22 protein-coding genes are annotated in these 24,992 nt (G+C 63.8%); 9 read left to right on the top strand and 13 right to left on the bottom strand.

The annotated features are described in order from the left end of the window. Positions 1-74: 74 nt before the first annotated feature. From ASD48_RS22620 to ASD48_RS22590, 7 genes are read right to left on the bottom strand one after another with little or no spacing between them, the layout of a single operon-like run. Positions 75-320 carry a hypothetical protein gene (locus ASD48_RS22620; protein WP_057603441.1) on the bottom strand — a complete coding sequence of 82 codons (246 nt, stop codon included), beginning with the start codon at positions 318-320 and terminating at the stop codon, positions 75-77. 13 nt (positions 321-333) lie between these two features. Beyond that, positions 334-528, bottom strand: a complete 195-nt coding sequence (locus ASD48_RS22615) for a hypothetical protein (RefSeq protein WP_057603440.1) — start codon at positions 526-528, stop codon at positions 334-336. A gap of 9 nt (positions 529-537) precedes the next feature. Then, complete coding sequence (locus tag ASD48_RS22610; RefSeq protein ID WP_057603439.1) at positions 538-729, bottom strand: mobile element transfer protein; 192 nt, start codon at positions 727-729, stop codon at positions 538-540. Continuing rightward, positions 729-920, bottom strand: a complete 192-nt coding sequence (locus ASD48_RS22605; protein WP_057603438.1) for a hypothetical protein — start codon at positions 918-920, stop codon at positions 729-731. The genes ASD48_RS22610 and ASD48_RS22605 overlap by 1 nt, the downstream gene beginning before the upstream one ends. 19 nt (positions 921-939) lie before the next feature. Next, a complete protein-coding gene (locus tag ASD48_RS22600) occupies positions 940-1,575 on the bottom strand; it encodes a DUF2637 domain-containing protein (RefSeq protein WP_057603437.1) in 636 nt (211 codons plus the stop codon). A gap of 3 nt (positions 1,576-1,578) precedes the next feature. After that, on the bottom strand, positions 1,579-2,964 hold the full coding sequence (locus ASD48_RS22595) for an FtsK/SpoIIIE domain-containing protein (RefSeq protein WP_057603436.1): 1,386 nt from the start codon (positions 2,962-2,964) through the stop codon (positions 1,579-1,581). A 5-nt stretch (positions 2,965-2,969) separates the two neighbouring features. Further along, positions 2,970-3,326 carry a hypothetical protein gene (locus ASD48_RS22590; RefSeq protein WP_057603435.1) on the bottom strand — a complete coding sequence of 119 codons (357 nt, stop codon included), beginning with the start codon at positions 3,324-3,326 and terminating at the stop codon, positions 2,970-2,972. Positions 3,327-3,691: 365 nt separating this feature from the next. On the opposite strand from ASD48_RS22590, the gene ASD48_RS22585 reads away from it, so the two are divergent. After that, positions 3,692-3,907, top strand: coding sequence for a hypothetical protein (locus ASD48_RS22585; protein WP_199875901.1), 216 nt, complete (start codon positions 3,692-3,694; stop codon positions 3,905-3,907). A 49-nt stretch (positions 3,908-3,956) separates the two neighbouring features. Here ASD48_RS22585 and ASD48_RS22580 read toward each other — a convergent pair whose 3' ends face one another. The 3 genes from ASD48_RS22580 to ASD48_RS22570 form a co-directional block, all read right to left on the bottom strand. Beyond that, positions 3,957-4,685 carry a GntR family transcriptional regulator gene (locus tag ASD48_RS22580; RefSeq protein ID WP_057603434.1) on the bottom strand — a complete coding sequence of 243 codons (729 nt, stop codon included), beginning with the start codon at positions 4,683-4,685 and terminating at the stop codon, positions 3,957-3,959. An 83-nt stretch (positions 4,686-4,768) separates the two neighbouring features. Further along, positions 4,769-5,206, bottom strand: a complete 438-nt coding sequence (locus ASD48_RS22575) for an ATP-binding protein (protein ID WP_057603433.1) — start codon at positions 5,204-5,206, stop codon at positions 4,769-4,771. 284 nt (positions 5,207-5,490) lie between these two features. Continuing rightward, a complete protein-coding gene (locus tag ASD48_RS22570; protein WP_057603432.1) occupies positions 5,491-6,231 on the bottom strand; it encodes a GntR family transcriptional regulator in 741 nt (246 codons plus the stop codon). An 81-nt stretch (positions 6,232-6,312) separates the two neighbouring features. Between ASD48_RS22570 and ASD48_RS22565 the strand changes: the two genes are divergently transcribed. Both ASD48_RS22565 and ASD48_RS44320 read left to right on the top strand, forming a co-directional pair. Continuing rightward, complete coding sequence (locus ASD48_RS22565) at positions 6,313-7,425, top strand: DUF1152 domain-containing protein (protein WP_079073908.1); 1,113 nt, start codon at positions 6,313-6,315, stop codon at positions 7,423-7,425. A gap of 57 nt (positions 7,426-7,482) precedes the next feature. Continuing rightward, positions 7,483-7,671: a hypothetical protein gene (locus ASD48_RS44320; RefSeq protein WP_157880667.1), complete on the top strand. Its 189-nt coding sequence runs from the start codon at positions 7,483-7,485 to the stop codon at positions 7,669-7,671. Positions 7,672-8,250: 579 nt separating this feature from the next. On the opposite strand, the gene ASD48_RS44315 is transcribed toward ASD48_RS44320, so the two are convergent. After that, positions 8,251-9,345 (bottom strand): hypothetical protein, encoded by a 1,095-nt coding sequence (locus ASD48_RS44315; protein ID WP_157880666.1) that lies wholly within the window; start codon positions 9,343-9,345, stop codon positions 8,251-8,253. A gap of 2,406 nt (positions 9,346-11,751) precedes the next feature. On the opposite strand from ASD48_RS44315, the gene ASD48_RS44815 reads away from it, so the two are divergent. From ASD48_RS44815 to ASD48_RS22540, 5 genes are all read left to right on the top strand, one after another. Next, positions 11,752-12,378 carry an SHOCT domain-containing protein gene (locus tag ASD48_RS44815; protein ID WP_079073906.1) on the top strand — a complete coding sequence of 209 codons (627 nt, stop codon included), beginning with the start codon at positions 11,752-11,754 and terminating at the stop codon, positions 12,376-12,378. A gap of 1,105 nt (positions 12,379-13,483) precedes the next feature. Then, a complete protein-coding gene (locus tag ASD48_RS22555; protein ID WP_242432676.1) occupies positions 13,484-15,019 on the top strand; it encodes an ATP-binding protein in 1,536 nt (511 codons plus the stop codon). 67 nt (positions 15,020-15,086) lie between these two features. Next, positions 15,087-17,873 (top strand): Z1 domain-containing protein, encoded by a 2,787-nt coding sequence (locus tag ASD48_RS22550; protein ID WP_057603429.1) that lies wholly within the window; start codon positions 15,087-15,089, stop codon positions 17,871-17,873. Next, entirely contained in the window at positions 17,870-18,874 is a 1,005-nt protein-coding gene (locus ASD48_RS22545) for a PD-(D/E)XK motif protein (RefSeq protein ID WP_057603428.1), read from the top strand. Before ASD48_RS22550 ends, ASD48_RS22545 begins: the two co-directional genes overlap by 4 nt. Continuing rightward, positions 18,867-20,867, top strand: coding sequence for an AIPR family protein (locus tag ASD48_RS22540; protein ID WP_057603427.1), 2,001 nt, complete (start codon positions 18,867-18,869; stop codon positions 20,865-20,867). Before ASD48_RS22545 ends, ASD48_RS22540 begins: the two co-directional genes overlap by 8 nt. Before the next feature lie 66 nt (positions 20,868-20,933). Here the strand turns inward: ASD48_RS22540 and ASD48_RS44310 are convergent, their stop codons facing one another. Continuing rightward, on the bottom strand, positions 20,934-21,113 hold the full coding sequence (locus tag ASD48_RS44310) for a hypothetical protein (protein ID WP_157880665.1): 180 nt from the start codon (positions 21,111-21,113) through the stop codon (positions 20,934-20,936). A gap of 193 nt (positions 21,114-21,306) precedes the next feature. Here ASD48_RS44310 and ASD48_RS22530 point away from each other — a divergent pair, with 193 nt between their 5' ends. Beyond that, a complete protein-coding gene (locus tag ASD48_RS22530) occupies positions 21,307-23,280 on the top strand; it encodes a DNA cytosine methyltransferase (RefSeq protein ID WP_057603425.1) in 1,974 nt (657 codons plus the stop codon). A gap of 17 nt (positions 23,281-23,297) precedes the next feature. Here the strand turns inward: ASD48_RS22530 and ASD48_RS22525 are convergent, their stop codons facing one another. Next, the gene (locus ASD48_RS22525) at positions 23,298-24,617 is read right to left on the bottom strand and encodes an ATP-binding protein (RefSeq protein ID WP_057603424.1); all 1,320 of its coding nucleotides are present in this window, start codon (positions 24,615-24,617) and stop codon (positions 23,298-23,300) included. Positions 24,618-24,992: the final 375 nt, after the last annotated feature.

The following is a 24,992-nucleotide window of genomic DNA, read 5'->3' as shown; positions in this document are numbered from 1 at the left end:
GCTGTTTCGGCGGTTGGGAGGGACGGCCCCGGGGCGGCGGGATGCTTGGCGGCGTTTGCCGCCCCGGCGGCCGGTCAGCGCCTGTTGGCGTTGTTCAGGAGCGAGCGCAGGACCACGGCAGAGATGGCCACGGAGATGGCCGTGATGGCGACCGCCGCCAGAAGCGCGGTGAGGACGACACCGCCGACCAGGACAGCGGCCACCGGGCCCGCGTAGGGGCTGAGCGAGCGGCCGGCCCTGGGCGCCGGGACGTGGTGCTGCTCGTGGTGAGTCAGGGCCGACGGCGGAACAGGAACGTCGGGCAGCTTCGGGCGGAACATGGCGGAGCTCCTTTCAGCGGTTGTCGCCGTTGACGACCCCGACCCCGGAACGGGTGCCGGACTCGATGACGGGGGCGAGGAAGGTGTGCGAGAGCCAGAAGCCGAACAGGGCGATCACGACGGCGACCCACATGCGGACTCCCAGGAACTTGATCGCTGCCCAGGCGATGACGCCCAGGACGAAGACGAGCGGGAGCGAGACGGTCACGGGATCTCCTCAGCGGACGCGGCAGCGGTGGGTGCGGGCGGCGAGTTCGGCGGCGGCGCGGGTGTCGAAGTCGTTGGAGAAGTCGCAGCGGGGGGCAGTGCAGACGGCGGTGTGCTTCTCGCGGCCGCGGCCGTCGTAGGCGGTGCCGACCTGGACGGGGCCGATGCGGACGACGTTGCGGAAGCGGCGGTTGGCGGGCATCAGGGAAGCTCCTCAGGGTTCTCGCCGGTGAAGTCGGCGACGTGGTCGGCAAGCCAGCGCAAGATCTCGTCGCCCTCGTAGCTGTCGGCGGTGAGAATCACCGGTTCGGCGATGAGCACGGCTTCGGTGAGGCGGTTCTGTCGGGTCAGCTCGGCGGCACGCTTAAGCGCGCGGAGCGTGGACGGACGCAAGGTGGAAAGTCCTCCGGAGTCAGGCGAGTTGGGCGGCGATGGCTTCGGCGAGCGGGAGCGGTACACCGAGCCGAGTGCGAAGGGTCGGGGTGTCGATGTCCGTCCCGGTCCGGGTCCGGTGATCGTCGGCGACCTTGCGAGCGAGGGCGACAAGCGCGGGCGGGACAGGGGCGGAGGAGGGCTGTGCGGCCGGTTGTGGGTCGGCGGCGGGCAGCGCAGGGGCGGTAGTCGTGACTGGTGTGGCCGGCGCCTCGTCCTGATCCGGGACCGGCACCTCGTCGCCGTCCGGGGCCGGTGCACCGTGCGCGAGGAGCGTTCCGCCGAGGAAGGCGACCGCGGGCCACCCGGCGACGAGGATGCGCAGCCAGGCCGGGACGTCCCCGAGGTCGAGCAGGCCGGCCGTGGCGACATTCGCGCCCAGCGATGCGACCAGGGCGACGACGAACCAGCACCAGCCGGCGGCTTTCGCCGTACCGGAGCGCAGCCGTCGCCAGGCCGCGACGAGGAGCAGGTCAACGCTGACCGGGTAGGCCCACGCCTTCCAACCGTCCTGCCCGGCCGCCGCAGCGAGGTCGTGCAAGTGGGCGAAGGAGAGCGCGGCGGCGATGGCCGCTTGGACCAGCACGGGGTCGACGCGGATGCGGTGGGGGCGCATCGCTCAGTCCTCCGGGGTGTCGCAGGCGAGGCGCGCGGTGGGTACCGGTTCGGGGCTGTCGAGGACTACGGGCGGGACATGCGGCCGGAAGGGCGTGAGCGCTGGAACGTCCGGGGCGAGGTGTGCCGTGTCGCGACAGGTGGCCGCAGCAGCGGCGAGGGAGAGGTGCGGAGTACGGATGCGGGACCAGCCGCCCGAGGTGTCACCGGCCACGGCCAGGCCCGGCAGCTCGGCGGCGATGGCGCAGGAGGCGTAGACCGCTTCGGGGGCGATGTCGCCCAGGGCCATCTTGGCCGAGGCTTCGTCGTTGACGCGGTGGCATACGCGGCCGGTGAGCTGGGCCCGCAGCATGGTCGCGCCCTTGCCCAGCTCGGCGCCGAAGCGCTGCCCGCAGACCTCCAGGTAGATACCGGCCGCACGGCCCAGCTGGGCGAGGCGGATGAGGTGGGTGACCATCTCATCCCGCCGCTCCTCGTCCTTGCGGCTCGCGACGAGGAAGAGTTCGGCCACCTCGTCGACGAACAGCACGATGGGTACCGGGCGTTCGCTCTCGGGCAGTCCCCAGATGTCTGAGGTGATCTCCTCGTCGGGCGTGCTTGGGGCGACGCCCTGTCGGGCCTTGATCAGGTCGTATCGGTCCTCCATTTCCTTGACCAGGACCGGGAGCAGCTCGGCAGCCTCTCCCGGATCGGTCGCCAGCGCGGCAAAGCGGGAAGCGAACGGAGCCAGCTCCACACCCCGCTTGCAGTCGACGCCGACCAGGGCGACGGACTGTCGGGCAAGCCCGGTGATCAGGTTCCGCAGGTACATGGACTTGCCCGACAGCGTTGCTCCGAGGACAAGTTCATGCGGGACGGCGCGGTAGTCGCGTAAGAACGCCGTGGCGTCCTCCCGCAGCGCCACCGGCACCTTGAGGAACCCGCCCTCGATCCGTCGGGGCATCCGGACCTTGCGCAGGACGTCGAAGCCGATGAGCCGCAGTTCGACGACACCGGGCTTGACGTCCTTCACGTACACGCCGTGGACGCCCCAGGCATGGCGGAGCCGTTCCGCCGAGGCGGCGACGTCGGCGGGTTCCTGCCCCGGAGCGAGGCGGAGCCGGACGCGCAGGCCGGTCGTAGTGGGCCGGATGATGCCCCGCCGAGGCGGGACCGGACGGATCTCCCGTCGGCTGGTCGCCTTGATGGCCAGCACCCGCAACCGGGACGGCGCGACAGTCAGGCCGCAGGCGTCCATGGTCGAGGAGTACGAGGCCAGCAGCCGGGCCACCGAGACCGGCAGCCCGACCGTGGACCAGTACGCGGCCGGGTTGGCGTGCCGGACGTAGGCCGCGCCGCCTATCGCAGCGAGCGGTGCACCCAGCTCGGCCAACGTGATCAGGTCCGTCACGACGATCAGCCCGCCTGAGCGACCGGGACCGGGAAGGCACCCGGCGCGATCGCGGTGGCGCGGTAGGCGATGCCGTGCCGCTGCTGCCCGTTGAACACGCTCTCCCACGGCCGGGCGATGAGCCCCGGCAGGGACACCGGAGCACCGACTGTCAGGCCCTCCGTCACACCGCTTTCGGGAACCGTGACCTGGATGAGCGACGAGTCCCCCTCGTCGATGAAAACGACGCCGACGGTCATCAGCGCCTCACCGCTCACGGCGTCCTTGGCGATCTCACCGGTCTGCCGGTCACGCACCTTCGGTGCCGGCGCTTCGGTGAGCAGGATCGTCGCGGTCGAGGCGTCAACGCGGATCACACGCACAGAGATTTCTCCTTTGGAGTCGACCAACTCGCTACCTGACAAGTTGACTTAGCAAGTTCGAAAGTTAGAGATGCCAGGTTGACTTGTCAAGTGATTCCCGTGCCCGTCAACGAGCGTCACCAGCACCGCGAGCGCACCATGAAGCCAACCGGTGCAGAGGAGGGCGGGACATGGGCCGAAGAGACCGCGCTCAAGGTCCACAGCCATGGGATCCACGTGACTCGCAAGGGTCCACGCCACCACCGGACGCCTGGCCGACACCGCCACAGGGGCCCCCGCCAAGCAGTCCCTACCAGGGCGGGCCGCCGCCTCAACCGAAGAAGCGACGACGCGTCTTCCTGTGGCTCTTTCTTGCTGTCCAGCTCTTGTTCCTGATCTGGGTGATCACGGGTGCTTCGACCGCCAGCGGCACGCCCGAAGACTGCCGAAGCCTGACAGGCGACGACCTGAAGCTGTGCGAAGACGCGAGCGAAGTCGGAACGACAATCGGCGTAGGGCTCATCATCGGCCTATGGGCGGCCGTAGACGTCATCCTCGGCTTCACATACGTGGTCTACCGGCTCGCCAACCGACGGACCTGAGACGAGCCACCGCACTACACAGCGCGCCTGACCCGCACATCCGGACAGCTCAGCCGAGTCGGTAGGTATCTTCGAGTTCCTGCCCATCAGCAGGAAGCAGCACGTCAGAGACCTGCAAAGCCTGACCGGACGCATCTCGGGCGACGACCAGGACGCTGAGGACGGGCACGCCATCAGGCAGGCCGAGGAGCTCGGCCTCACCGGCATCCGGCATCCGGGCCGAGACGCGCTCCGTCACATGGTCGAATCGGACCTTCTTCCGACCCTCAAGGTGTTCTCGGACGCCGACGCCCAGCGGTTCGGAGTTCCCGAGCTCAGTGCCTTCGACGAGGCCGGCCGGGAAGTACGAGGACGCGAGTTCAACAGCCTCGCCATCCACCTCGACCAGGAATCGGCGCATCAGGACCTTGGCCCGCCTGGGTAGCCCGAGCACGGAGGCGACACGCGCCGGAACCGGCACCTGGTCCACTAGAACCAGGCGTCCAGGAGTCCGCGACTCATCCCGCTCCAGCACTTCGCGCCCGCGGCGTTCCTGCTGCTCGACGTCGGCCGACCGTCCGCGCACGATGGTGCCGTAGCCCTGCCGGGACTCGATCCAACCGTCTCGTTTCAGCAGCTCAAGGGCGCGCACGACGGTAGGGCGGGACATTCCGAACGCCTGGACCAGCTGATTTTCACTGGGGACCTTCGTGCCCGGCGGGTACGTGCCGTCCTCGATGCGCTGCTGGATCGTCTGCGCGAGGCGTACGTACTTCGGCGCCTCTACTTCATACGCCATGCACGCCGCCCGTCAGGATTGGCCAAGTCAACTGGTCAACCAGACTAGCGACAGTGCATATAGAAAAGAACCCGGCTCCCCCTTCAGGTCGGCCAGGCATCGGCCATCACGAAGGAGACGACCGTCCCGCCGAAGCGACTGGGCCCTGAGTGCCAGGACTCGGCAATGGAGTCGACGAGGAGCAGTCCGCGCCCGTGCGCGTCGACAGCGTCGGGCTGCCGCAGCCTCACCCTGGCCGGGAAGCCGGCATTGTGCACCTCGACCTTGAGCGAGGCCCCGTCCCGGAACCACTCCACCCGGACACGCCACACCTCATCGGACCGCCCGTAGACGATGGCGTTGGTCACGAGTTCCGAGATCATCAGTACGCAGTCGTCGACCGAACAGGCCGGGTTGTAAGGGGCGATGAACTTCCGGAACCAACGCCTGGCCAGGTGCACGGACTCAGCGACGGGATACAGGGTCATCGCCCCGAGTCGCGGCGAGTCCTCAGAGGGATAGCGATCGATCGTAAAGGCCATCCGTGCTCACTCCTTGCCGCTGCCGTCACAGTCGAGGCAGCGCCGTTTCGATGCGGCACGGGCACGGTCGTCGACGGTTGACAGCACCAGGGCCGTGCGCGAGCTGACGCGTTTCCAGCCCCGCCCACGGCACCCCCGGCAAGCTAAGTGCGCGCCTTGCTCCGGCCGCTGACCCGTCACAACGTGCCCCCTTCATGAAGTGGCCTTAGCCACTTAATGGATAGTGGCATTAGCCACTCACGCTGCGCAAGCGAAACTGCCAAATGACGATCCATCACGTGCGCTCAGGTGAGGGGGTAGCCCTGCTCGAACGCCCAGCGCTGCGGCGGGTACGTGGCTTCGGCGAACTCCAACGGCCGGTCCTGGAGGTCGAAGACGACGTGGTGCACGATCAAGACCGCGGATCCGGGATCGAGTTGCAGGTCTGCCGACTCCTCGTCGGTCGCCTGCCGGGCGCACATCCGATCCTCGGCGTAACTCCCCTGCCGCCCCGTCATGTTCTCGACGTACATCAGGGTCCCCTCTTGAATCCGCTCCGGTTCCAAGAGCTTGGGCGCCCGCTGCCCGACATCCGGCGCGAACCACGAAGTAGAAAGGGTCATGGGCCCGTCCTGGTTGTTCGTCACGCGCCGACGGTGCACGGCCCGCCGATCCTTCACCAGACCCAGCGCCTCAGCGACGTGATCCGGAGCATCCAACCAGCCGGCCGAGGTGATGACCGCGTACTCACCAGGGGTGTAGATCTTCCCCGTCTGTCGCGCCCGCCCATACAACTCCCTTGCCCGGCGGTTCACTTCGAGGCTGCGCACGTACGTGCCAGAGCCCTGCCGCTTCTCGACGAGCCCCTGGTTGCTCAGCGCCTCCAACGACCGCGCGGCCGTCGGCCTGGACACCTTCCAGTTCGTCGCAAGCTGCCTCTCCGAGGGCACCTCGTCGCCCGGCCTGAGGTCGCCCCGAAGGATCTGATCGCGGATGTAGTGAGCGATCTGGAGATACTTCGGTTGCGCCTCTTCGATCTGAGGCATGTCCCCTCCTCGTCCAAGTGGCTATGGCCTCTAGCCACTATAGGGTGAGTGGCCAGACCCCGAACCCGTAATGTTGCGCACATGACGCGGTTGATCGTCGCAGCAGGAGGAGGGGGCGACGCAGTCGCCTCCGCAATGCTTGACGCCGCCTTGTACGGCGACGACGACCAGGCGGTGATCCTCACCTACGCGTGGGACCGCCTGTTGGTCGACCCAGTCCCAGGCCCCCGAGGCCCCGCCGACTTCACGGGACTCGAGCCACTCACCCCATCTGTCTGGTCGGTACCGGCGGAAGCCCGCCCGATCGCTCCAGCAGGCTCCACACTCCCCCGGCTTGCGGCAGAGCTCCCGCACACCTTCGCCCTGATCGATCCGCATCACGGCGTCCAAGGTGTCACGCGCCAACTCGAAGAGCTGATCAGTAGCTTGGAGCCTGCCTCAATCGACCTCCTGGACGTGGGGGGTGACATCCTCGCGCGAGGCGATGAGCCGACGCTCAAGAGCCCGCTTGCCGACGCTCTGACTCTGGCCGCGTGCTGCCGCGTGAACGCTCCCGTGCGGCTCCTGGTCGCAGGCCCCGGCCTGGACGGTGAACTTCCGCTCGACGAAGTGCGCAGCCTGCTTGGCCCCCTCGTCCACACCTTCACCGCGAAGGACACTGAGCCGGTCAGCGCAGTCCTGGAGTGGCACCCGTCCGAGGCAACCGGGATGCTCGCAGCGACAGCACGAGGGATACGCGGCATCTGCGAAGTCCGGGATGCAGGACTCCCCATCCCGCTCACGGACGCCGGCCCGACGGTCCACGAAGTCGACCTGGACGACGCCCTGAACCGCAACGAGCTGGCCCGCGCCATCCTCTCGACCACCACCCTGGACGAGGCCGAGGCGCACAGCCGCGAGGTCTGCGGCTACTCGGAAATCGACTACGAGCGCAACAAGGCCACCTGGCTCAAGGACCAGCTAACGGTGAAGCTCGATCCTGACACTGTGATGCCCCAGCTCGACGAGTTCGAGAACGAAGCTCGAAGCCGCGGAGTCACCCACACCACGTTCCGCCGGCTTACCGAAGCTTTGGGCATGCCCGGCGGCCAGCGCGAAGACCTCCGGGCCCTGCTCATCCATAGGCGACCGGAGCGATACGCAGCACCCCTCTGGGAGCTGTCAGCCGTCGAGGACGAGACGCAACCACGATGAGCGTCTTCAGGAGCGATCTCAGCTTGGAGGTACACCGGCACCGGGGCGGAAGCCTACGTGGCCCTGAATCTGGCGACCGGCAACATCAGGTTGTCGATCCTCTGGACGCAAGAAATTGAGCTCTCCGCCGACAATGCCGACCAGGTAGCCGAAGCCCTCCAGCGAGCAGCCGCGGAATCCCGAAGCCTCGCGATGACCAAGGAAGCTCAAGCCACCGAGGACCCGACAGGCCCACCAGTAGCCTGAGTTACAACCTTCTTCACAGGTTCAAGGCGGCCCGCCTACGGCGGTCCGCGCGCGCTGGCGGCCACGGGCCGCCGCCGCTCCCTGTCTCCGCCACCGCTGCGCCGGCCCCGGGCCACTCAGCGCGCAACACCGCCGGGACGGACAGCCAGAGCAGGAAGCACCCCGACGGGCCGAGCGCCAGGACCAAGCTGAGGACGGAGCGACGGCAGAACGCACGATCACCGTTTCTTTCAGGGAAGCCCGGAGGCGAGCCAGGGCCGGCCCGTACGTTCGCAACGCTTCAGCAGGTGGGACTGCGGATCGTGACGCATCGAGGAGGCGTGGCTGCGGTCCGGCCAGGGTTGCTGGAGACACACATGGCGGGTGCTCGTTCGGCGAACCCGCCGCCGTGGCTGACTTTCGGTGGCGGGGGTCAGAACGGGGCTTTGTCTGACAGGACTTCATGCGTGTTTCACTCCAACTCGGCAGGGAGACAACCGTTCTGTTTAGGCTACTCCCAGAGAATTCCCTCAAGCTATATCAAGGCTAGTGGAAACGGAAGTTCGACTCAATCGGGCTACGCTCTCCAGAACGCTTTTATCAATGTCGGGGGCGTACAGGCTCAGCTAGATGGAGGAGGGCCACGTTGAGGTATAGATCATCGTCAGTCAAATTAAAGATGTCGTAGACGGTTTCCCAGGTGGATGCATATCGGGAACATATGTCGCACATTGAAGATCCATCCATGGAGTCCTGACCCGATATGTGCTCTCCGATTAGTTCGGCCAGAAGTTCGCGACAACGTTGAATCGGTGAGATAGCACTGTCCGGACTCAAGTTATGACTCAAGGAGTCAAGCAGGCTATCTAGCTGATCTGGAAACTTATCGACCTGAGTCAGCGACCGCTGGTTGGTCAACGGCATGAAATCAGCCCGCAGCAAGTCATCTAGTTCTGGAACGCTAGGTGGAAAATCAATGCCTGCCAGTGACCCAGGTTCCGCTATCTCTCTGGTCTTGGCGACAAGAAGCTTTCTGTCGAGCCAGCATCGCGCTTGGTCTCGTGCAAAGTCATATAGGCACTCCCATATTATCTGCTCATTTTCCAGCCATTCAATCAGTGGCTGTATACGGTCAGGTGACTTTCCCTTTCTGGAATGCCAGGTCAGCTCCATGGCCTTAGCCGTGCAAACGAGTAGCCTATGGTCGTAAGCTGCCATCTCAAGCGGTACGGAGAAGCGCGGGCGTTGGCTGCTGCGTGCAGGGTTTGGAAAGATTTGCCGTTCAAAGTTGGCGAATATCGATGTTCGGCGCAGCTCGATCAAATCGGGATCTTCGGATAGTAGCCAAGACGTCTGCAGAGGATGGAATTTGCTCTCCGGTTTACTCAGCGCATCCTGTAGTTCGCGTATAGCAGCATCGGCAAAGTGGGCGCGCGGCACAGTCCCGTTAGCGGTATCAAGGCGCCCCATGGCAACGGCATAAACACAGGCAGTGTTGTAATGATCCTGTCGTGTGCCCCCGGGGCGGATGCTCCAGCGACAGGCTCTGTATATTCGCTCATCCAGATCTTCCGGTGGCCATGCCATCTTACTCGCAATGCGGAAAATTCGTTTGCGCCATTTTAGATGAAATGAACTGCCACCAAGAAGCATTTTCCCTGGAGGCAATCCCAAATTTCCTGCGGAGTTCACCATTCCCCTATAGTCCGCCCACGCACGAGCCAGCCGTAGTGGGGTGCCGACATCCCGATTTATGCGCAGGGAGGTCCGATTTAGTTTCCATCCGCCTTGTATCTGTGGAAGGAAATTAGCTAGTAGGTAGTCCTCTGCGAGCCGGCACATTTCATAGGAGCAGGCCCGCGCAAAAAGCAGAGCTACAGTCCTAACATCGCGCCGCCTTTCGAGCTCATCGTGCATCCATTGCCGAGCACGCGACTCACCGCCGGGCGCTAGATCGGAGGCGGCACGCCAATACTTGTCTACGAAAACAGGCGTTAGACGGCCGCGAATTTTTGCTCGCTCGTCTGCTCGCCGTGCGTGCTCCGATTCGTCTCTCTTGCACCACTGGACAGCCGTAATCTCCGATGTGCCAAGGACGATGGCGTATCGATACCGGGCCTGCAGTAGAGCTGGGTGCCGCCAGAAGTAAAACAAAAATGAGAACCTGCGCCAACTCCATGGGTAATGCCACAACCTGTCAACGCCCCAAGCGCTCTTCCTTGCAAGACTTATAGCGCTGTAATACGTCTCAAGTGCATCAAGGTGGAGCCCCAATTTCTCCTGGATTGCGGCGATCTGAATCCGTAGATGCAAGTTCATGGGATCGAGGCGTGCTGCGACATAGTAACGGTCCAACGCCTCATCGAACCTTCGTTCAATTTCTAGTTCCTGCGCCTGCTGGTAGGAAGCAAACAACTGGGTCGGTAGATCTCTCCCCCGCCACGCATGCCAGGGCTGTTTTTTGCCAGCACGCGTGACCGGTATAAGCGCTGCAACTACCCAGTATCCGGCAGCACGCACAACCTCTTGCCAATTGCGCCCCCAAACCGTCTCGACGCGAGTGCCACGGGTGGCAAAAGACGTTACGGTTACCGTGACACCCAGCGAGGGAGCGCAGTCTCGTCCCCGCAGTACCCCGCTCACTCTATACGCCACTCTAGGCCGAAGTTGGCTAAAAAGATGCAACAAGCTAGTTCCGAGCTTTTGGGGTTCGACATTCAGGTCACCCAAAAGGTCTAGAAAGTTTTCCGCCGGAGGTTTTACTGGAAGCTCGGTTGGAGGGTGAAGGTCCGTCTCCGAGAGCTGTTTACGAAACTGCGCCGTGAGGTCCGTAACGTTCGGCCTTTGTTCTTCTGTTGTGGCATCAATAAAGTCTCGCACTTCAACAGGGCCCGGAGCGTACGCGTTTTTTGACAGCAGCAACCGGCGTCGCACCACGAAAAACAGAATTAGGAATGCAAGGCAGGCAAGTTTGACACTCAACGGGGATCCATCATTCGTGAAATTTATGACAGATGCTGCCCCGGTGAAGAATTTTTCAATGCCGGATAGGCCATCGGGTTTGGATGCATAGTGGTCGCCAGCCCACCATAGGAGGTAGAAGAGTGATATTAGAACAAGTCCATTGGCTATCCACCAGTAGGCAACGTGGGGCATGGGAAGAGAATTGCCTGACAGGCGTTTTCCGTGACGCGAGAGCATTGCTTCCTCCGGTATCCCTATCGCCTATCCATTCTCGTACAGTGGGCATCATTCGCAAGCTGAGACGTGTTTCGTGGAAAATTCAACACCTCATGCAATGCGTGCCATGCCCTGTTGGCTCGTCGGTCCTAGGTGTTCAGACCTTGCTTGCCGCGCAGAGGGAGGCGGACCGGGTGGTGCGTTCAGCAAGGCTGCTGGCATGACGGCAACGCTGACGGCACCGACGACACACGGGGACTAACGGCCGACACCACCAGCCATCATTCCGGTGAGAGGCGAAGTGCCGACTCAACAGGCTGCCCGATCGTACGGATCAGAAGGTTGCTGACATCCACGGCTGACGTCAACGACGCCGGACAGGGGCGTACACCAGTGACCCTGTCCGGCCGTCGCACCAGTCGCCGACCGCAGCCGAAGCGGGCCCGGATCGAACCCTTAAAGCGGGTGTCGGACCTACCTCCGACGCCGGAAGTAAAAACCGACCGCCACGATGAGGATGGAGACCACGAAGGCCCACACCGTGGTTGCCACGTTGTACGAGCTGTAGACCAGGGCAAGCATGCCCAACAGTCCGCGACGCGGTACCCGTTGCCGCACAAACAGCAGCGACCGCTACGTGGCGACTGCGATGACGGCAACGACGACAGACGGCGGTAGCTGGCAACGGTTGCGTCCAAGGAAGTGGTGTAGGGGCTCCCACCTGGTCCGGCGTGAGCCCACGACCAGAGTCACGGCGCCGACGATGCGGATCTTCGGCTTGTGCCTCTCGTGCCGGTTCTTCGTTTTCAGAGAGGTTCAGATGTCATACGACGACCCGCCTGAGCCCTCTCGACCCGTCGACGACGTCCGGCTGATCTTCTGGGCTTGATTCGGGCCGAAGTCTTGCTCTACGTTTCGCGAATGGCGATTCTGCAGACGCTGACAAACCAAGGACGCGTAGTGGGCGGCCACTTGGCGAGCGGCAGCGTTCTCTCAGGCCACGGCGGACTCACGATCCAGCACCCACGCAACCCATTCAAGCGGCACAAGCTCAACGCCGAGACCGTGCTCGAGTGGGAGGCACTCTCGACCAGGGAAGGTGTCGCTGGCGTCATGGGCCAGGCTGCCGCGAAGGCTGCTCTGCCTGGGGTGATCGGTAAGGCTGTCGGTGCCGGCCTCGGGGCTTCCATGAAATCCGGGCACACCGTCCGCGTGAACTGGGCCGACGGCGCTCAGTCCATCATTGAGTTGCCGGAGAAGCTGTTCATGATCTTCTCCGTGTTGCTCGAGGGCCAGCAAGTCGTAACTGATACCTCCGCGCAGGCCGAGTCTTCGGACCCCCTCCCGGCGCAGCCTGGCGTGACCGGGAAGATCTTGGACCTCGCTTCTTCGGTGATCCAGCGAGGCAAGCATGGGGCACCGGCCGAGGCCGCAGCACAGCCGGATGTTGTCGAGCAGATCGCGAAGCTCGCGTCGCTCCACGACGCTGGCATTCTCACGGACGAGGAGTTCGCGGAGAAGAAGGCTGAGCTGCTCAAGCGTCTCTGACACTTGAGGCGGCCGCCCGGGTCGACGTGCATGATCCAAATTTCTTGGCGTGGCACTGACGTCGGTTCTCGCTCGGGTGGTTGGACCCTACTCCGCAAGATCAACCGACCGGATCTGCCGCAAGGTGAGCGCCAGATCGGCCACGCCCTGAGATGGCTCACGGGCGGCAGCTCGCGCCAAACCTCACCCGGGTATGGGGTCCGCCATCAGATCACAACGAGGCGCGTGGCGTCGGGCTCGCATGCCACATCCCACCAGCGGCTCTTGTCCTCGACGGCGCCGTCGCGGGCCTCGACGGATTAGCGGGCGGTCTCGTCGTCCTCACGTAGAGCAGCACCTCGCGTCGGGAGAGCCGCCCCCCACACTCGCCCGCCTCGCACCGCCCCTCTGGAGAGGCGTCAAGTCGTCAACTCGGCGGGCGAATCGCAGGTGGCGTGCGCCCGCCAGGGCGCGGTCGGGTCAGCGGATCGGAAGGTGCAGTGCGGTGGATGGCCTGGCGTCCTGGGCGGTGCAAGGTTGCTCAACAGTGGCCAACGACGACCAATGACACCTACGCAGGCGCAGCAAGGCACCGCTCGGACCAGCGAATACGCAGGTCGCCAACTTCTTGGGCCAAGATCCAGGGCAAGAAGAGGCAGTCTGGCTGCGCCCGTCACTCAGTCGTCAAGCTTCGCCCACTTGGAGGGGCAACAGACCCCCTTCTATCGGCGCGACTTGCTCTGGTCGACGGCGTCGCAGCGTGGCTGAGGCCGGTGGGGTGCGACATTTAGAGCGTGCGTGGTCGGTCGTCGTGGCAGATGGCCATCGGCTGAGTTGCAGGCGTCGCACGGAGGGTGCCCGCCGTCAACTGATCGGGGCAAGAGCGGTCCACCCCTGGACCGTCGGGCCAACTGTTCCCACCGAGCTCGAATCCTTCATGACATACCGGTCCTACATGCCGCATGACCGCGTCTGCCACCGAACCCTGCAGTGGTCACCTATGGACATATCTATAGGTTCCCGACATGACGGTTAGTCACCATTTCAACAAAGTGACGTACCCGAGGTGCGCCCGTGGTCGTCCTCTCGCCTAAAGATCGCCTTGCGCACAGAAGCTCCACAATCGGTGACGAGGGGATATCTTCATCATCCAACCGTCTTGGACTGGAAGGGCAGGGCCAAGTACCGCATGGCGTATGACCTCGCACCTCCCGAGCCTGCTGGGATGGTGGCCTCCCTGAGTTCGCTGGGCTACTCACTCCCTGATGCCGTCGCAGACTTGGTGGACAACAGCGTCTCGGCCAGAGCGGGGACGATCGATGTGGAGTTCACCTGGGACGGGCGCTTCTCGTGGATAGCCGTGGTCGACGATGGTCATGGCATGTCGGAGGATGCCTTGGTCACCGCGATGACCGTCGCGGCCCGCTGGTCAGCAACCGACCGCACTTCGAGGGACCTGGGCCGGTACGGAGTGGGGCTGAAGTCAGCTTCCTTCTCCCAGTGCCGGCTGCTGACGGTCTGCACCGCGGAGGTCGACGGCCCTTGGCACTCGCGGACGTGGGACCTGGACGTGGTTGAACAGACAGGTGAGTGGCGCCTGCTCCGACAGCCGCCGGCCGAGGCCGAGAAGGCCTTGGAGCAACTCACCGCAGGACGGTCCGTCGGCACGATAGTTCTTTGGCAGCAGCTCGCCGGATACGGGGAGATCACCGCAGGCGATCGCAGGACCCAGCGGCAGTTCTACGACGAGGCCGAGAAGGTCCGCGGCCACCTCGGACTCGTCTTCGCCCGGTTCCTCTCTGGCGCGGCCGCGCTGACGTTGCGTGTCACGGGCCTTGCCGTCGAGCCGTGGGACCCGTTCCTGTCCAACCATCCGTCAGTGTTGCATCATCCGGTGGAGAACCTGCCACTCGAAGGGCACAAGGTCAGGGTCGAGCCGTACGTACTCCCGGGTCTCCAGCGGCTGACCTCTGCCGAGGCGGAACGTGTCGGAGGTCCCAAGGGGTGGCTTCGGCAGCAGGGCTTTTACGTGTACCGCCGTAACCGCCTTCTCCTCGCAGGAAGTTGGCTGGGCATACGTGGGCTCCGGCGCGAGGAGAAGTACAACCTGGCCCGCATCGCCGTCGACATTCCGGCGGAGACCGACGCCCAATGGCAGGTTGATGTCCGGAAGGCGACAGTGGTGCCGCCGGTCGTACTGCGCCAGCATCTTCAGCGCATAGCGCGCACGGTTCGGTCCGCCGCAGCCGAGACCGTCCGCAACCGGGGTCAGATAGCGGCACGGCAGCGCGCCGAGAACCTGTCATTCGCGTGGAACGTACGGCGGGACGAGAACATGGTCCACTGCCGGATCAACCGAAAGCACCCCTTGGTGGAGGCGGTACTACAGGAGGGGGGCGGCGATCCGGCGAACATCCGGGCGCTGCTGCGGTTGCTGGAGGAGACAGTACCCGTGCCAGCGCTGCGAGTGCTGCACGAGGTCGACACAGCAGATGATCCCGAACCCTTCGGTGGTCCGGGAAGGGCCACTGATGAGGCGATCAAAGTGGCTCAGCGCATGTTCGATGTACTTGTCGCCCAAGGCCGTTCTCCGGATGAGGCACGACGGGTCATCCGCACAACGCAACCTTTCGACCAGCTGAATGGATTCTGGAACAAGTGACCGCACGGGTGGGGCGTACCCTCCCGTTCCCATCCAGCAAGTCACATATCTCCAGGGGGAGGAATTCGTGGATCCGGCAGTCAGTAAGGACCTGTCCTTTGCGCTGAAGGTAGCCATTCAGTTTCTGCCGGAAGACCGGCAGGCTACTTCCGACGAGGTGACCAAGGCTGTTGAGACGGCCAAGATGGTCGCCGGCCTCAACGGCGTAAGGGTGGAGGCAGCCGATCTGCGCAAGCTGGTCGAGTCCCGCACCACCATCTTCCAGGAAAGTTCAGCAGGGCTGAGTGACAGTGAGAACCACGTCCGATGGCTGCCCGATGCCAAGAATGACCGTTCGTGGGCCTTCTGGACCCGGTATGAGCGCTTTCTGAAGCATTCGCGAGGCATGTCGCTCCAAGTAGTGAACAGCATCGACCGGACGACGGACGAGGTTCTCGGGGAGCTGGAGGATCCGCACCGACCCGGCTCTTGGCGTCGAATGGGGCTGGTGATCGGCCAAGTCCAGTCCGGGAAGACCGGCCAGTTCATCGGTCTGGCGGCAAAGGCTGCCGACGCCGGATACCGGCTGATCGTAGTCTTCGCCGGCGTCCTCAACGACCTACGCGCCCAGACACAACTCCGCGTCGACGAAGGCTTGCTGGGCTTCGACACTCAGTACCAGCTCCGGTCCGACCAAGAGGGCGCCGACCGCTACATCGGCGTCGGCGCCATGGCCGGTGAGCCCCGTCTTCACGTCGCGTCGCTGACCAACAGCACCGAGAAGGGCGACTTCGACCGGAAGACCGCCTCCAAGGCGAACCTACCGATCGGCAACTTCCCGGTTGTTCTCGTAGTCAAGAAGCACCCGAAGATCATCGACTACCTGCGCACCTGGGTCACGGAGGTCCACGGCGTCGAGGACCCCAAGACGGGTCGCAAGATAGTGCAGGACATCCCGCTCTTCGTCATCGACGACGAGGCCGACAACGCGTCCGTGAACACGGCTGGTGACGGTGCTGACCCCACCAGCATTAACGCCGCTATCCGCAAGCTGCTGACCAGTTTCGACAAGTCGTCCTACGTGGGCTACACCGCGACCCCCTACGCGAACATCTACATAGACCCGGATGCTGACCACGACAGCCTCGGCGGCGACCTGTTCCCCGAGAGCTTCATCCGTACATTGCGGGCGCCGTCCAACTACCTCGGTCCGGAGCGACTGTTCGGTCTGCGTGCCTATGCGGAAGAAGAGGACATCGACCCACTGCCGCTGGTACGCCATGTCGACGACACCGAGAACTGGGTTCCAGAAAAGCACAAGTCCGGCTTCACGGTGACCGCCGAGCTGCCGGATTCGTTGCGGCGCGCCATCCACTCCTTCGTACTGACCTGCGCCGCCCGCCGCGCGCGGGGGCAGGTAGATGTCCACAACTCGATGCTGGTGCACGTCACCCGGTTCACCAAGGTCCAAGGGCAGGTCCGAGACCAGATCGACGACTACGTGAGGCTGCTCCGGAACGGTCTAAGGGACCGCTATGGAGATGCGTCTCGTGCGCACATGAACGAACTGCGGCTTGTATGGGAGGAGGACTTCGAGCCCACCACCGCTTTCTTCACCGCGGACGAGGCCGAACGGCTGTCCTGGGAGCAAACCGCCGCCGAAATCCTCCCCGCGATCCAGAAGCTCGAGGTCAAGGCCATCAACGGGGTGGCCAAGGACGTACTCGACTACTACTCGAACCGCCACACAGGCATGTACGTCATCGCTGTCGGCGGGCAGAAGCTGTCGCGTGGCCTCACCCTTGAGGGTCTTTCGGTGAGCTACTACCTGCGCTTCGCCAAGACCTACGACACCCTGCTGCAGATGGGCCGCTGGTTCGGCTACCGGCCCGGCTACGAGGACCTGTGCCGGCTGCATACGACCACGCAGTTGGTGGCGGCCTACGAGGAGATCACAGCCGCGACCGACGAACTCCGCCGAGATATCGAGGAGATGGCGGCGATCGGCTTCACCCCTCGTGAGTTCGGTCTCAAGGTGCGCACGTCCTCCTTGGGCCTGAGCATCACAGCCGCCAACAAGATGCGTCAGGGCACGCGGGTGCGGCTCAGCTTTTCCGGCGAACTGGCCGAAACAACCATCTTTCCTCTCACTAACGGGAAGCCGAAGCACAACTTCGACAGCCTGCAGACATTCGTCGGCATGCTCTTGGCGCACACTGCACCGCAGGTCGACCCGAAGACTGGCAGTCTCGTGTGGTCGGACATCCCCCCAGAGTTGGTGGCGTCCGGCTTTTTCGACCCCTACAAGTCCGCGCCGGAGGCAAACCGGATCCGTCCGGACGCCATCTCTGCCTACATCCAGCAGTGCGCCAAAGCCGGAGAGCTCGGCCGGTGGACCGTCCGGATCGTCTCCCGCCGGGGAGCGGAAATGTCCGTCGCCCTCGCGGAATACACCTTGGGCGCAGTCACACGAGCGGCCTCCAAGACCGCGCGCCCGGACTCTACGAAACACACCATCAAGCGCATCCTGAACCCCAAAGACGAGTCGCTAGACCTCGACCCAGAGCAATACGAGGCTGCTTGGGAGGCGACGAAGAAAGCCGCTGAAGGGCGCAAAAACCGCAACGGCGGACCGCTCGCACCCACCCTGCCCACGGGTGAGCCGCTTCGTTGGCAGCGCCGTCCCGACCAGGCTCACCTGCTCATTTACATGATGGAGCCGCCCAAGGCGAACCCCGATGTACCACTGATCGGGTTCGCCGCCAGCTTCCCCTTCTCCAAGGCCCACACCGCGACCGAGTACGTCGTGAATGCTCCTTGGTGGAAGGACGACTCGGACGACCTCAGCGACGAGGACGGGGCCGAAGACGCGTGATCAACGAAGCGCTGTGGCAGGAGCTGGAGGCGCCGCAACCGAACCGAGGGCGCTCCACCCGGCGGTTGTTCCCCGAGAGCGGGCACGACATCCATGTGGGCGTGTCCCAACCTGGGCGGCAACGCATGCTGCTGGTGAGAGGCGGTTCACGGGCGGTCGACCGTGCGCGCCCCCTCCTTGCCGGCCTGCGGGAGACTCACGGACTGAGTCTGTCCTGCAGTTCGGTGAGTAATCGCGAGTTCGAGCTCCAGATCTCCCTGACCGCCGGTGAGCTGCGGGAGGTCTTTACCCCTCTCGCAGAAGACATCGCGCGTACCTCGAAGGACGCGTCACCGGAGACCGTTCTCGAGCGGGCGGTCCGAAGGTTCACGCACTGGCAGCAGCTCATGCGCAGTGTCGGAACGCAAGGTCTGGGCAGAGAGGCCCGGCTGGGGCTCTACGGGGAGCTGCGCTGGCTTCGCACCCACCTGCTCGCTGTCCTCCCGACGCATGTTGCGGTGGAGGCGTGGACCGGGCCAGAAGGCAGCAACCAGGACTTTCAGCTCGCGCCCGTCGCCATCGAGGTCAAAACGACCACCAAGAAGAACCCGAACACCGTCCGGATCGCCAACGAACGGCAACTCGACGATCGTGGCGTCAGCCGCTTGGTGCTCGTGCACCTGGTCCTCGACGAGCGCCGGGGCGGTGTGGGCGAGAGCCTCAACGCAGTGGTGGACGATATCCGCACCGCCGCCAGCGCCACCTCGGCATCCGCCCTGTTCGAGAACCGTCTGATCCAGACCGGTTATTTGCCGCACCAGCGGGACCTTTACGATGAACCGCGCTACACACTTCGTCGCGCCGACTTGTGGACCGTCGGCAAGGGATTTCCGCGCATCGTGGAGACCGACCTTCCCGACGGGATCGGCAACTGCGCCTACGACATCAGCGTCATCGCGCTTGAGAAGCACCGCACAACGACCGATGAGGTCACCGAGGTAATCAGAGGAACTGATGGCTGAGCTGCCCCTTGCCGACTACGCCCGTACGCTCACGGGCGACATACAGACCTTGGCAGAAGCGGAGGACGGCTCCATCCCGAGGACGTTCACCCGTTGGGTTCTGGAGCAGTTGGAGGAGTCCGGCTTCGTCTCCAACATGACCGTCGCCTACCACAGCGGGCACGGCGTCATGGTGTACGGCTTCGGATACAGCGACGACCGCTCGGTTCTCGACCTCTACACCACGGATTTCAGCCTCGAGCCCATGGTCGACAGGCTGACCAAGGCCGACGTGACAAAGCACTACCGCAGGCTGCTCGCCTTCCTGCAGAAAGCCGGCAGCATCCGGGGCAACTTCGATCAGCCCACTGAGGTGCACCAACTGTGCGAGGGCGTCGAGAAGCTACTTGCCAACGCCTCCAAGGTGCGCCTCTTCCTTTTCAGCAACTGCGAGTCGGCAGCCCGCACGCAGCCGGAGCCCACCGACTTCAAAGGCCTCCCCGTCGAGCATCACCTCTGGGACCTCGCCCGGCTCTACCGTCACCAGACGTCCGGTGCCGCCAGCGAGCCGATTGTTGTGGAGTTCGACCCGCCGATCAACTGCCTGTCGGTGCAGAGCATCGAGCCCAATCTCTCCGTCACCCTCGCCGTCGTTCCCGGACGCCACCTCGCCGAACTGTACGAGGAGCACCGCACGCGACTTCTCGAGCTTAACGTGCGCGCGTTCCTGCAGGCCCGTAGCACGGTCAACCGGGGAATCCGCCTCACCCTGCTCAACGAGCCGGGGCGGTTCTTGACCTACAACAACGGCATCACGGCAACGGCGACCGCCGCGGAATTTGTCGAGGACGCTGAAGGCAGGCGTGTCGGCATCCGCAGTCTCACTGGCCTCCAGATCGTGAACGGCGGGCAGACCACCGCCACCCTCCACCACGTCTTCAAACGGGACAAGAAGGATCTGGACGGTGTCAGCGTCCAGATGAAGCTGACGCTGATGGGCTCGGACGATCTGATGGCAATCGTCCCAAGCATCTCGCGGTACTCGAACACTCAGAACAAAGTCACGCTGGTCGATCTCTCGGCCAACGACAAGTTTCATGTCGAATTCGAACGGGTCAGTCGCACCCTGTGGGCTCCTCCAACCACCCCCGGCGGACCGCAGACACGCTGGTTCTACGAGCGGGCTCGTGGCTCGTACGCGGTGGAAGAAGCGAAGCACACCTCCATCGTCGCGCGGCGCAAGTTCAAGGCCGAGAACCCGGCCGCCCAGCGATTCGCCAAATCTGACCTTGCGAAGTTCGTCAACGCCTGGAACGGGTTGCCGCACCTTGTAAGCCGCGGAGCGCAGAAGAGCTTCGCCGCCTTCCAGGCCAACGTCAAGGAGCAGCCCCCAGTAATCGATGTGGACTACTGCCGCCGAACGGTCGCCATGGGCATCCTCTTCAAGGAGGTCGACAAGGTGGCCAAGGCGCACGACGCGGGAAGCCACAAGGCCCTGATCACGGCCTACACGACGGCCCGCCTCTGCGAGGAGACTGGCCGGCGTATCGACCTCGACCGCATCTGGCGGGAGCAGCAGGTTAGCGACGCGATCGTCCAAGCCGCCCACGACCTGTGTCCGCTGATCATGGAGATGGTCATCCAGGAGGGCAAGCACGTCACCGAGTGGGCGAAGAGCAGCAAGTGCTGGGAAGAGGTATCCCAAATCCCTTGGAGTGTTCCAGAGGAACTGGCCGAGGAGCTGCTGGCGAGGCCTGTCGAGTTCGCGGTGGACACCCAAGAGGAAGAGGAAGAGCAGCTTTCCCGGCTCAAGCAGATCGAGCTGAGTGAGTGGGAGATGCTGGCCGACTGGGCGCGGGAGACACGCGCCCTGGAGCTGGCCGAGCAGCAGATCGCCACTACGATCGCCGCCAAGCTGGCGACCAACGCCACCATCACGGCGGCACAGGTCAGGAAGGCGCTGGAGGTCTACGACAACGCGATCGAAGAGGGCTTCAGCGCGTTCGCGCCGTAGGACGGCGCCTGAGGGCCTGCTCCCGAGACGGGGAGCGCTTTGGGAACAGGCCCTCGCCAGCCTTGATCAGGGCGTGACCTGGCCGTCGTCCTCCTCGCTGGAGGCTTGGCTGTGCAGATCGGCTTCCAAAGGTTTGCCGACGCAGTGCTCGCGCAGCGGGCACTGCGCGCGGCCGGGCTGGTTGACTTGCAGTCCGAGCAACAGCTTGCGGTGATGATCGCTACGAAGCTGGCCCGGCGAAGGCAAGATCAGGCCTCCACGACCAGGGCATATCCCGGAGGTGCGCAGCAGCCCTCCAGCGCTGGCCCCGTGCGGCGGGACCCAGCACCCCTTCTTTAGCAGGTCCGAGGATGGCGTCAGCGGTGCGGCACAACGCGGTCCCGCCGTCGCGTCGGAAGTAGCAAAGGTAACCTGTGTTGGTGTTTTCTCAGGAGGCGTCATGACGGAGATCGCGGAATCCTCGCGCAGCCCATACAAAGTGAAACTGGTACGGGGCCCCTTCCTTCGTCTGGAACCGCACCCGGAGGAGTGCGGGGATGACACCGCCTTCTTGCACTACGCGGAGCAGCTGCGTACGGAAGGGAAGCTGCTGGCAGCCGACCTGTTCTGCGGAGCCGGCGGTCTGAGTTACGGCCTGGAGTCTGCCGGGTTCCGTGTCGTCCTGTCCGCCGACCATGACCGTGAGGCCCTGGAGACGCACCGGCACCACTTCGGCGGGCTGACCTTGGACTGGGATCTAGGCGATGCGGACCGTGTCAAGCATGTGGCCGAGCTAGTCAAGCAGGCCGGTATCACCCTGCTTTCCGGCGGGCCACCATGCCAGCCCTTCTCCAAGGCGGGACGCTACAAGATCCGGCACCGCGTCCGGGAGGGACAGCGTGACCCATATGACGAGCGCCGGGACCTCTGGCGCTCATTCTTGGAGGTTGTCCGTCTCGCCCTGCCGCCTGCAGTCGTCATGGAGAACGTGCCAGACATGGCGCTCGACCGTGAAATGTTCATTTTGCGGACGATGGTCCACGAATTGGAGTCCCTGGGATACGCCGTGGAGGAGCGCGTCGTTGATACCTGGCGCTATGGCGTGCCACAGTTCCGACAGCGGTTGATACTAGTAGCGCTGCGTGACGGGCATCATTTCGAATGGCCCGATGAGACTCCGGACAAGGTTACGGTATGGAACGCCATCGGGGATCTGCCTGAGGTCGAGGGTGGGTGGCGCCCAGAGGGCGGCGCGCATGGATGGAAAGAGTACACACAACCCCTCACCCGCTTTCAAAAGAAGATGCGCAAGCAGGTGCCGAGCACAGACGCGGGCAAGGTTTTCGACCACATCACGCGACCGGTTCGAGAAGATGATGAAATCGCATTCGAGTCCATGTCTACCAGCACCCGGTACTCTGACCTCCCCGATGAATTGAAGCGTTATCGGGACGACATTTTTCGCGATAAATACAAGCGTCTTGACGAAGACGGCCTGTCGCGAACTATCACAGCTCATATCGCTAAGGACGGATACTGGTACATCCATCCCAGGCAGAACCGAACACTGACCGTGCGCGAAGCGGCCCGCTTGCAGACGTTCCCGGATGGATTCCGCTTTGCTGGTCCCCCCTCGGCCGCATTCCGGCAAGTCGGTAACGCGGTGCCTCCGTTCCTAGGTGAGCATCTAGGCGGTGCAGTCATGGCTGCCTTGGACGAACCGCAACCTGCCGGGCCCACCACGCAGCACATCGCCGAAACCTTGGCGAACTGGTTCACAAGCCTGTCGCATCGCAATCTTCCGTGGCTCACGGCGTCGTCTCGCTGGCAGGTCATCTCTGCAGAAATCCTGTTGGATAGAATGCCATCTCAACAATCCCGCCCCCTCTGGCCATTGCTAGCGCGCTGGACCATGCCCACCGACACACTCACCGCAGAGAAAGAACTGCTCGAGATTTCCCGATGGATCGGTCGGGAGCGGCGTGGCGAGCAGCTTCTCGCTGTAGCTACCGAGCTCGTCGGCGCTCCTCACATGCTTTCCGATGATGAGTTGCTGCCCAAAGTTGCCGGCATCAGTCAGGCCGTGGCCGACCTGGCCATTCTGACCGTACCGGTCAGCGCTAACGACGATGAGGCGGGTGGAGCCGATGATTCCGAGTCGGAAGAACCAGTGCTTGCACGCCAAGGGGTTCTTCGTGTCGCTGCACGGATGTCCGGCGAGGACGTCCACCGGCGCAACCGCCTAACCGATGGACGTCTGGCCGTGGCACGCCTGATCGGTTACGGCGCAAACGCGCGCAACGCACATTTGGGACTGCTCGAGCTCGCCACCAGCCTCTGCCGCCCTGCCGACCCGCTGTGCGTCGAATGCCCGCTGCAGAAGCTATGCGCTGGTTCTAAAGCCGAAGAGCAGAAACAGCAACTTCTCTACTGACAGCGCCAGCTGGTGGCTCACGTGTTCAACCCCAGCACCTGAGCCACCGCAGGGGCTTCCCTCTCAAGGACCGCCACGATGCGCAGCAAGGCCTCGTACTCCCCCGCTTGCATCGACGCGGCACGAAGCGCAAGCCCGGCATCTTTCATTGCGGCCGCCTCTTGTGATTCGGGACCATTCCATGCCGTCTGACGAGGCAAAGAGGGAACGGCAGTTCCGACTCCTGTGCCACGAGCAGTCTTTCGGTACGCCTCGTCCGCTCGGCTGCACAACTCGTTGATCGGCCGCTCCAGCATCTGGCGCAGCTGAATCGGGACGGTTACGCGAACCTTAGCAACGTTGATATTGAATGCGCCGTCTAGATCGGTGTCAAAGTCCAGTGAAGCGCGAGCCAGCTTGGTGTGTTCGTCGATCCCGCGAATGCCGTTCCAACCACCCCATTGCACGAGGCGATCTGCTCGATAGATGTAGAGCCCCTGTTGGCGGTTCCACTTCAATGGACCTGACAAGCGCTCAAATTGCTCTGGTGAGCTGAAATTTTCCTTGGCGGGCAACACGTAGCGACTCATTCGCACAGTTCCGCTGACTTTCCCTATGGTTACTTCAAACCGTTGACTGGGAAGGTCCGCGCGTGCAGGCTCGTGCGGAGCGAAGGGGTTCCACGGCTCAACCTTTTCGCCGTTCACCGTGATGATGATCCTTCGTCCGCTGCCAGTCCCCTCAAGGAAGCGGTGAAAGACCATACCGAGATGCGCAGCCGTGCGTTTAGCCATGGCATCCAGTCTCCGGCGCGCCCAGCCGCCTTCGGGTCGGCTTTCTGGCAGAACCCGGTCCAGCTTGTCCCAGACGACTACCGTGCCGATTGCCTCAGTGAGGTAGGCAACTGCACGATGAGGTAGACCCTCACGCCCGGGGCGCAAAACCACCCATTGGTCCGATTCCGAGACCACGTCGAGATCGAGGGTGCGGATGTACAGACGGGGCGCGTTGACCGACGTTCGAGTAGCAACGGTGACAGCACGGCACTGGGACAGCGATGCCGTTTTCAACCCCAGCCCGTAGCGGCCAAGTTCCCCTTGCGCGTAGCCGCGTCGACTCCCGTACCGGAGCGCTTCCGTCAACTGACTTTCACTCATGCCAGCGCCGTCGTCAGCAATAAGAACGTACGAGTCGGGGCCGTCAAACTCTATGAAGATGTCTACATGATCGGCGCCTGCAGAGACGCTGTTGTCGACAAGGTCTGCAACGGCGGCAGGGAAGTCGTAACCGATGTCCCGCAACGACTCGGTGAGACGAGCCGCGGAGGGGGTGATGCTGTCAAACTTCGGTGGAGTCATAGATCAGGTGCTCCGAGACGTCGACGAGGGCGTCCAGGATCCCACACCCCACCACCAGACATGCTGTGGGCCCGGGTTGCGAGGGCTCGCCGTAGTCGCAGGATCGGGGAGAGGCCGATACCGGCGGGAAAACGACCGGTCGGCAGCTCCGAATGGGAGAGCGCGAACCGCCCCCATCGGGGCGCATCACGTTCGGCACTTCACATCGCACAGAAAGCTGCATTCCACTTATCCGGGAGGCGCGTTTGCCGCGATCCATCATCGACGGCTGAGTGAACTCGTCGCCGCCAACGGGAGCCGCTGGCGGTTGGAGCAGCTGGGAGTCTGTGTTCATTGAGGACGCACGGGTGCGAACTCCTGAACCGCTACTCAGTC

Origin of the sequence: Streptomyces sp. Root1310 (assembly GCF_001426425.1) — a bacterium.
GTDB lineage: Bacteria > Actinomycetota > Actinomycetes > Streptomycetales > Streptomycetaceae > Streptomyces.
This window is presented reverse-complemented; position numbering and strand designations above follow the sequence as displayed.

Coding starts and splice junctions, on each gene's coding strand:
- ASD48_RS22620 (WP_057603441.1), bottom strand. CDS start 320: ATGTTCCGCCCGAAGCTGCCCGACGTTCCTGTTCCGCCGTCGGCCCTG.
- ASD48_RS22610 (WP_057603439.1), bottom strand. CDS start 729: ATGCCCGCCAACCGCCGCTTCCGCAACGTCGTCCGCATCGGCCCCGTC.
- ASD48_RS22600 (WP_057603437.1), bottom strand. CDS start 1,575: ATGCGCCCCCACCGCATCCGCGTCGACCCCGTGCTGGTCCAAGCGGCC.
- ASD48_RS22580 (WP_057603434.1), bottom strand. CDS start 4,685: ATGGCGTATGAAGTAGAGGCGCCGAAGTACGTACGCCTCGCGCAGACG.
- ASD48_RS22575 (WP_057603433.1), bottom strand. CDS start 5,206: ATGGCCTTTACGATCGATCGCTATCCCTCTGAGGACTCGCCGCGACTC.
- ASD48_RS22570 (WP_057603432.1), bottom strand. CDS start 6,231: ATGCCTCAGATCGAAGAGGCGCAACCGAAGTATCTCCAGATCGCTCAC.
- ASD48_RS22565 (WP_079073908.1), top strand. CDS start 6,313: ATGACGCGGTTGATCGTCGCAGCAGGAGGAGGGGGCGACGCAGTCGCC.
- ASD48_RS44315 (WP_157880666.1), bottom strand. CDS start 9,345: ATGGTGAACTCCGCAGGAAATTTGGGATTGCCTCCAGGGAAAATGCTT.
- ASD48_RS44815 (WP_079073906.1), top strand. CDS start 11,752: ATGGCGATTCTGCAGACGCTGACAAACCAAGGACGCGTAGTGGGCGGC.
- ASD48_RS22540 (WP_057603427.1), top strand. CDS start 18,867: ATGGCTGAGCTGCCCCTTGCCGACTACGCCCGTACGCTCACGGGCGAC.
- ASD48_RS22530 (WP_057603425.1), top strand. CDS start 21,307: ATGACGGAGATCGCGGAATCCTCGCGCAGCCCATACAAAGTGAAACTG.
- ASD48_RS22525 (WP_057603424.1), bottom strand. CDS start 24,617: ATGACTCCACCGAAGTTTGACAGCATCACCCCCTCCGCGGCTCGTCTC.